Here is a 6,966-nt window from a genome sequence, read left to right as displayed (position 1 = left end):
CACTGGGTGTCGGTCGCGGAGGCGTTCTGCTTGTCGGTGACGGAGGTGATCCGCCCGGCCGGGTTGTAGGTGTAGCCGGTCTCGTCCAGCGAGGTCGTGCCGACCTGCCGGTCCAGGAACGACTTGGCGACCCGTCCGGTCGCCCAGTCGATCTGCTGGGTGGAGACCACCTGACGTCCCCAGTCGCCGACCGTGGTGCGGGTCGGGCGGCCGAGCGCGTCGTACTGGACGTCGGTGACCAGGGTGTTGTTGCCGCCGGAGGCGAGCAGCAGGCCGGTGGTGGTGTAGGTGTAGTCGATGCCCTCCGCCGGGAGGCCGCCCATCGCGGGCAGTTCGGTGTAGGCGAGGTTGCCGAGGATCGGCGTGTACTCGTTGTGGGTGGTGTAGGTGCCCGCCAGCGCCCCCTCGGAGGCGGGGATGGTCACCTTGGTGTCGACGGGCCGGTAGGAGGAGTCGACGGCCGTGACGGCCTGGGTGTAGGCGCTTCCCGCGGCGCCGCCGACATAGCGGGTGGAGGAGGTGAGCTGGCCCTTGGCCAGCGCGTCGTAGGTCCAGCCCGCGAGCTGGTTGGCCGGGGCAGGGCTGCCGAGGTAGCTGCCGGTCCGGCGGCCGAGCAGGTCGTAGGAGTACGCGAGGACGGTGCCCTTGGCGTCCGTGGTGGAGGCGACGTGCGAGGCGGCGTCGTAGGCGGTGACGGTTGTGCCGGTGTCGGGGTCGCTGACCGAGGTCTGGCGTCCGCGCAGGTCGTAGCCGTACGTCCAGGTGTTGCCGGCGGCGTCGGTGCGCTTGTCCGGCCGGCCGGCGGCCGTGTAGGTGTAGGTGGTGACGTCCGCGTCGGCGGGGTTGCCGGTCGCGGTGGCGGTGCGGTACTGCCACAGCTGGGTGGTACGGCCGCGGGCGTCGGTGATGGTGGTGGACGCCGCGCCGCCCTGGGGCGGGGTGGAGTCGGTGCGGTCCGCACCCGGGTAGGCGGTGGTGGACACCCACTGCTGCTGCCCGTACGACATGAACGCCGTCGACACCGCACGGCCCTGCCCGTCGAAGGTCACCCACTCCTGCGCCGGGACCTGCGAGTCCTGCGGCACGAACACGGTGCCGCTGGGGGCGGTGGTCGCCTCGAAGTACGGCGACGAGGTCTTGACCGCCCAGCCGTGCGAGTCGTACACCGTGTCGCTGATCAGACGCCCGGTGCCGCCGGTGGCCGGGCTGCTCTGGGTCTGCCGGAGCCGGCCGAGACCGTCGTACAGCTCGCTCTTGACCGAGTAACTCTCGTCCTCGTTCAGCGACTTGGTGGTGACCACGGACGGCGCGTCGAGACCGTTCACGGTGTAGCCGAACGTCCGGCTCGCACTCAGGCCGGTCGGCCGGCCAGGTGCCCAGACCGCGGTCGGGCGGCCCAGGGCGTCGTACTGCTCGGTGGTGGTGAGGCCGTTGAGGTCGGTGGACACCAGGGGCAGACCGCGCCCGGGGTCCTGGGTGACGTTACTGGTCCAGCCGTTGGGGTTGGTGGTGGTGATCTGCGTCGGAGCCGCACCGGTCGCCGGGCTGTAGGCCGTCCCGGTCCGTGCGCCGTCCGGTCCGGTGACCGAGGTGATCCGCCCGTGCACGTCGTAGGTGGTGGTGGACCGCGTCACGTACTGCGGCTGACCGCCGCTGTACGAGTCGAGGGTCCGGGTGCCGGTGGCCTCGCCCGCGATTCCCGCCTGGCCGAACGGCTTGCCGTCGTACAGGGTGAGGTCGTCGGAGACGGTGTTGGCGGCGGACGGCGAGGTGGAGCACAGGCCCGCGACGGTTCGCCGCTGCGACACGAGCGCCGTCAGCCGGGGGTCGTCGGCCACGGCGTAGCCGGTGGTGGTGCAGGTCTCCGGGGCGGCGGCCGTGCCGTCACCCTTGTCGTCCTCCTGGACCACCCGGTTGCCGTGTGCCGGGTCGGTCGTGGTCACCTTGGTGGCGGTGCGCCACGAGCCGTCGGACAGCCTGTTCCAGGAGGAGCTGGTGGTGGCGGTGGAGCCGTAGCGGGCGACCAGGTCCGGCATCCCGTTCTGCTGCTTGCGGGTCGCGGTGGTGACCTCGCCCGAGGTGATGAGACCGGTCGCGGCCTGGACCGAGCCGCCGGCCCGGTCGTAGCTCTGGCTGCCGATGATGCTCCCGGCCCGCCAGTTCTCGTCCGTCACTGTGAGCGTCGCCGCACCCGGGTACGGGACGAAGCCCACGGTGACGGCGCGAGTGGAACCGTCGGCCTTGCGGTCGCCGTTCATACCCCGCAGGTAGGTACTGGTCTGCTGGGTCCGGGGTCCCTCGCCCGCGTACCCGCTGCCCGTGGTCACGGTCACCGTCTGGTAGCCGCGGAAGTCGTCCCAGGTCCGGGTCTTGGGATCGGTGTACTCGGAGTCGTTGCGGTGCCAGGCGGCGCCGCCGCCATAGCTGTAGCCGGTCGACTTGAGCAGGTCGCCGGTGATGGCGTCCTGTTCCGTGACGGTCTTCACCAGGTACTTGTGGAACCAGTCGTGCACCGGATCGGAGGAACTGGACCCGGGCAGGTACCAGTTGACCGGCATGCAGGCCATGGTGTTGGCGTCCTCGGAGGGCGGCATGTGGTTGTTGACCCGGGAGCACTCGGCGTCCTGGTAGACCACGTTGATCTTCCCACCGGTCTCGGTTGTGATCTGCTGGATCCGGGGACGGTTGAATGCGGGCTCGGCGGGCACCAGGCCGTCGACCCGGTTGGCCAGCTCACGCGGGGTGAAGGAGACGGCGGGCAGGCTCAGGGCCGGACTGCCGTTGGTGCCGGTGCGCTGGATCGAGGACAGCCACAGGACCGGCTTGGTGCCGTCGCCCGGATCCGGGAACGAATGCTTGAGCTCCCAGGAGTCGACGCCGCGGTACGCGTTGTCGACCAGCACCTGGGTCTCGATCTTCGCCAGCATCAGCGGGGACCAGAAGGTGGGGGAGTAGTTGGTGCAGGTGCCCGAGGAGGCGCAGGCCTGGTCGAGCGGGGAGTCGGGCCAGTTGTTCTGGTTGGCCTTGGTGCGCTGCGCGGTGGTGCAGGTCACCGAGCCGGAGGAGGTGCACCGCTCCGCCGTGGTGAACAGCACCTTCGCGGCGGGCTTCAGCGAGCCGTTGGCCGCGACCTGCTCGGGCAGGCGCTGGCCGTAGCCGATCTGGCTGACCCCGGCGGAGCGCACGTACGCGGTGAGCGTTCCGGCGCCGTTGTTCTGACCGGCGCCGCGGCTGTAGTAGTTGACTTCCTGCTGGTAGCCGTAGGTGACCAGGTTCTGGTGCGGGTCGACCACGTAGTCGAGGTTCCACCGCCAGCCCTCCTGGCACCAGGAGCCCTTGCCCGTGGCGGCGTTGTAGCAGTCGTCGCCGCTGTTCGGCGAGTACACCGGGGTGTACTCCACCGAGTTCGACGCAGCGTCACCGTGGTTGCCGCCCGGCAGGTGGTTCAGGCCGAAGAAGTACTGGACACCGTCGGCCGTGGTGACCTTCCAGTACTCGCCGCCCTTCGCCTCGTTCGCGGCGCCGGACAGCTGCTCGACCTTCGAGCCGTCGTCACCCTGCAGCCGCCACCCGCCGGTGGTGTCGTCGCGCACCAGCGTGCCCGAGTGGCCGGCCAGGTTGAGGGTGGCGTTCTGCCCGGCCCAGCACTGGTCGCCGGAGCCGGTGATGCCGTCCTTGTCGCAGCTGCGGTAGGAGCGCTCGACGAAGCCCGGCTGGTAGTCCCAGCCCTCGCCGGTCCAGGAGGACTGCGCGTTGGAGGCGGAGGTCTTGCCGTCCACCCGGGCCGAGTCGTACGCCAGGGCCACCTGGGGGCCGAGGCCGCCCGGCGCGGGCGGCGTGCGGACGGGGAAGGAGTAGACGAAGCCGCCCAGGTTCTGGCTGTTGCCCCAGGCGTCCGACGGCGCCAGCGGCGAGGCCGAGTAGCCGCCCAGCGGACCGTCGGCGGCGGGCGCCGCGGCCAGCACCGCCGACGCTGCGGCGGGCGCCGACTCCTGCGCGAGTGCTGCGCGGCCGCCCGCGGCGCCCGCCGCCGGCAGGGTCACCTCCGCGCTCACGACGCCCTTGCCCTGGTCCGTGGTGGAGGCCACCGGAGTCTGCTGCCGGCACTCCGGCTGCTGCGGCGTGGCCAGGTAGCAGGACGGCAGGGCGACCAGCCGGGCGCGGTCCGCCCAGCCTGCGGCCTGGAGGGCCTTGACGTCCAGCGACACGGTCACCCTGCGTTCGGCCCGGCCGGCCGTCGGCGCGGTGTCCGTCAGGGCGATCACCGGGCCGGCGAGGCCGATGTCCCCTCCACCGGCCGGGGCGGACAGGTCGACCCGGATCGGGCCGGCGCTGTCACCGTTCCCGGACGCCACCGCCACCGGCAGCTTTCCGGCCTGGGTGGCTCTCCCACGGCCGGGCGTCACGGTCGCCGATCCCGACGGCGGAGCGGCCTGCGACGGTTTCCAGTCCTTCGGCACGGGATAGGCCGGGGGCTTCACGGCCGTCGGTGCGAGGTTGGTGCCCTTGACCGGTTTCCGGTCCGCCCCCAGCGGGGTCTTCGGCGGGGTCCAGATCTTCCCGTGCGGCCGCTTCGCCGCCAGGGCCTCGGCGGACGGTGCCGCGAGCATCGACATCAGCACCGCCAGCAGGCCGAGCAGCCCGACCCATCGGTGCCTCTTGCGTATCCAACGTCCTATTGGCGTGCGTCTGTGCCAGGCTTCCACGAATCGTCCCCCTCGGACTCGGTTCCTGCCCACCGCAGTGATCACGCGATGGCCGGGTCGACGATAGGACCGCTGCTGGGCGCGGGGAAGATCCGTTCGAGGGCGTACGGCCACTTGACCCAATCTTGACTTTTGCAGGTGATGGTCAATCAGGACCCGATGTGTGAAAAGCACCTGAAATCACATCAGCCCCAATCGGATCCGACGTGACACCCGGCGCCGTCGCACCCCGCGCGCTGATCCGACGGGAAGTGTCGGCCACGCCCTAGGCTGACCCGTGGGGGAGGTCCCCGAGGTGTGGCCAGTCCGGCGGGCAGCCGGGCGGCCGGTGAGGAGCAGGCGATGGCGACGTCGGCGCAGGGCACCGAGGTGCGGCAAGAGCCCTTCGATGCGAGCGGGGCCGGCGCGGCCATCGAGCGCTGGACCCTGCGCAGCGGCGCGCTGGAGGCCGGCGTGCTGAACCTGGGCGCCACCCTGCACACCCTCAGCGCCCCCGACCGCGACGGCACCCCGGCCCAACTCCTGCTCAGCACCGACGAACTGCCCGCCGTCCTGGGGCCTGCCCGGCACTTCGGGGCGACCGTCGGCCGGTACGCCAACCGGATCGCCGGCAGCCGGATCACCATCGACGGCGAGGACCACCCGCTGATGCCCACCGGCGGCGGCGTCACCCTGCACGGCGGCCCCGACGGCTTCGCCAACCGGATGTGGGAGGCGGAGGAGATCCCCGGCGGCGTCCGTCTGCGCCTGCACAGCCCGGACGGCGACCAGGGCTTCCCCGGCGGCCTGGACGTCACCGTCTCCTACACGCTGTCGCCCGAGGCGCTGACCATCGCCTACCACGCCGTCACCACCCGCCCGACCGTGGTCAACCTGACCAACCACGCCTACGTCAACCTGGCCGGCGAGGGCAGCGGCGACGTCCTCGGCCACCTGCTCACCCTGAACGCCGACCACTACACCCCGGTCGACGACCGGCAGATCCCGCTCGGCCCGTACGAGCCGGTGGCCGGCACCCCCTTCGACTTCACCACGGCCCGCCCGATCGGCAAGGGCATCCACGACGACCACCCGCAGCTGCGCGGACCGCGCGGCTACGACCACAACTGGGTCCTGCGCGAGCGCCCGGCCGACGGCAGCCCGGCCCGCGCCGCGCTGCTGGAGGACCCGGGCAGCGGCCGGACCCTGGAGGTGCTCACCACCGAGCCGGGCATCCAGGTCTACACCGCCAACCACTTCGCGGGCACGGTCAGCGGCGCGAGCGGCGTCCCGTACCGGATGTACGCGGGCGTGGCGCTGGAGACCCAGCACCACCCGGACTCGCCGCACCAGCCGTCGTACCCGTCCACCGAGCTGCGGCCCGGCGAGGAGTTCCGCTCCACCACGGTGCTGCGCCCCGGCCTGGCCTGAGCGGCGCCGCCCGCCCGGCCCGGCTCCCCGGTCCGGCCTGCCCGGCCCGCCCGGACGGCGCCGTACCATTGGCCGGGTGGAGAGTCCGGACCCCGGTGTGCACCGAGCGCTCGCGGCCCCCGCACGGCGGGCGCTGCTGGCGGCGCTGACCGCGGCAGACGGACCGCTGGACAGCCGTCGGCTGGCCGAGCGGACCGGCCAGCACATCACCACCGTGCGCCACCACCTCACCGCGCTGGCGGAGGCCGGGCTGGTGCTCGTGCGGCGCGACGAGGCAGCGGCCGGCCGCGGCCGGCCCCGGCTGCTGTACACCGCGGCACCGGCCCACGAACAGCTGGCGGCCTACCAGGACCTGGTCGAGGTGCTGGCGCTCGGCTACGGCCCGGACCCGGCGGTGCGTGCGCGGCGGGCCGAGCGGGCGGGCCGGGACTGGGCCGCGGACGCGGGGCCGCGGTCGGCGCTCGGCCAGTCTGGGCTCGGGCAGCCGGGCCAGCCGCAGCCGTCGCTGCCGCTGGCGGAGCAGGTGATGGAGCAGGCCCGGCGCTGGGGCTTCGAGCCGCAGTTGCGGGCCGGGGACGGTGTGGTGGCGCTGCACGGCTGCCCGTTCCTGCGCAACGCCGAGCGCCATCCCGAGGTGGTGTGCGCGGTGCACCAGGGGCTGCTGGACGCGATGGCGGAGCGGGCCGGGGTGCCGGGCGCGCTGCGGCTGCACCCGTTCGCGGAGCCCGGTGTGTGCACCATCTCGCTGACCGCCGCACGCCCGGACGCGCCCGCCCCGCAGGATGCCGCCGCCCACCCGGACACGCCCGCCCCGCCGGACGCGCCGGGCGCGCACGGCGGGGCGGCGTGA

General features: G+C 72.9%; 2 protein-coding genes and 1 pseudogene. 2 read left to right on the top strand and 1 reads right to left on the bottom strand.

What is annotated here, in order from left to right:
* Positions 1 to 4,616 (bottom strand): annotated as a pseudogene (locus tag AB0D08_RS29625) (hypothetical protein); the annotation flags it as partial.
* Between the two features lie 387 nt (positions 4,617 to 5,003).
* Here AB0D08_RS29625 and AB0D08_RS29620 point away from each other — a divergent pair.
* Positions 5,004 to 6,116, top strand: a complete 1,113-nt coding sequence (locus tag AB0D08_RS29620; RefSeq protein ID WP_359893144.1) for an aldose epimerase family protein — start codon at positions 5,004 to 5,006, stop codon at positions 6,114 to 6,116.
* 76 nt (positions 6,117 to 6,192) lie between these two features.
* Positions 6,193 to 6,966: a helix-turn-helix domain-containing protein gene (locus AB0D08_RS29615; RefSeq protein WP_149038455.1), complete on the top strand. Its 774-nt coding sequence runs from the start codon at positions 6,193 to 6,195 to the stop codon at positions 6,964 to 6,966.

This window comes from Kitasatospora sp. NPDC048540 (assembly GCF_040651175.1).
In the GTDB taxonomy this organism is placed as follows: Bacteria; Actinomycetota; Actinomycetes; order Streptomycetales; family Streptomycetaceae; genus Kitasatospora.
This window is presented reverse-complemented; position numbering and strand designations above follow the sequence as displayed.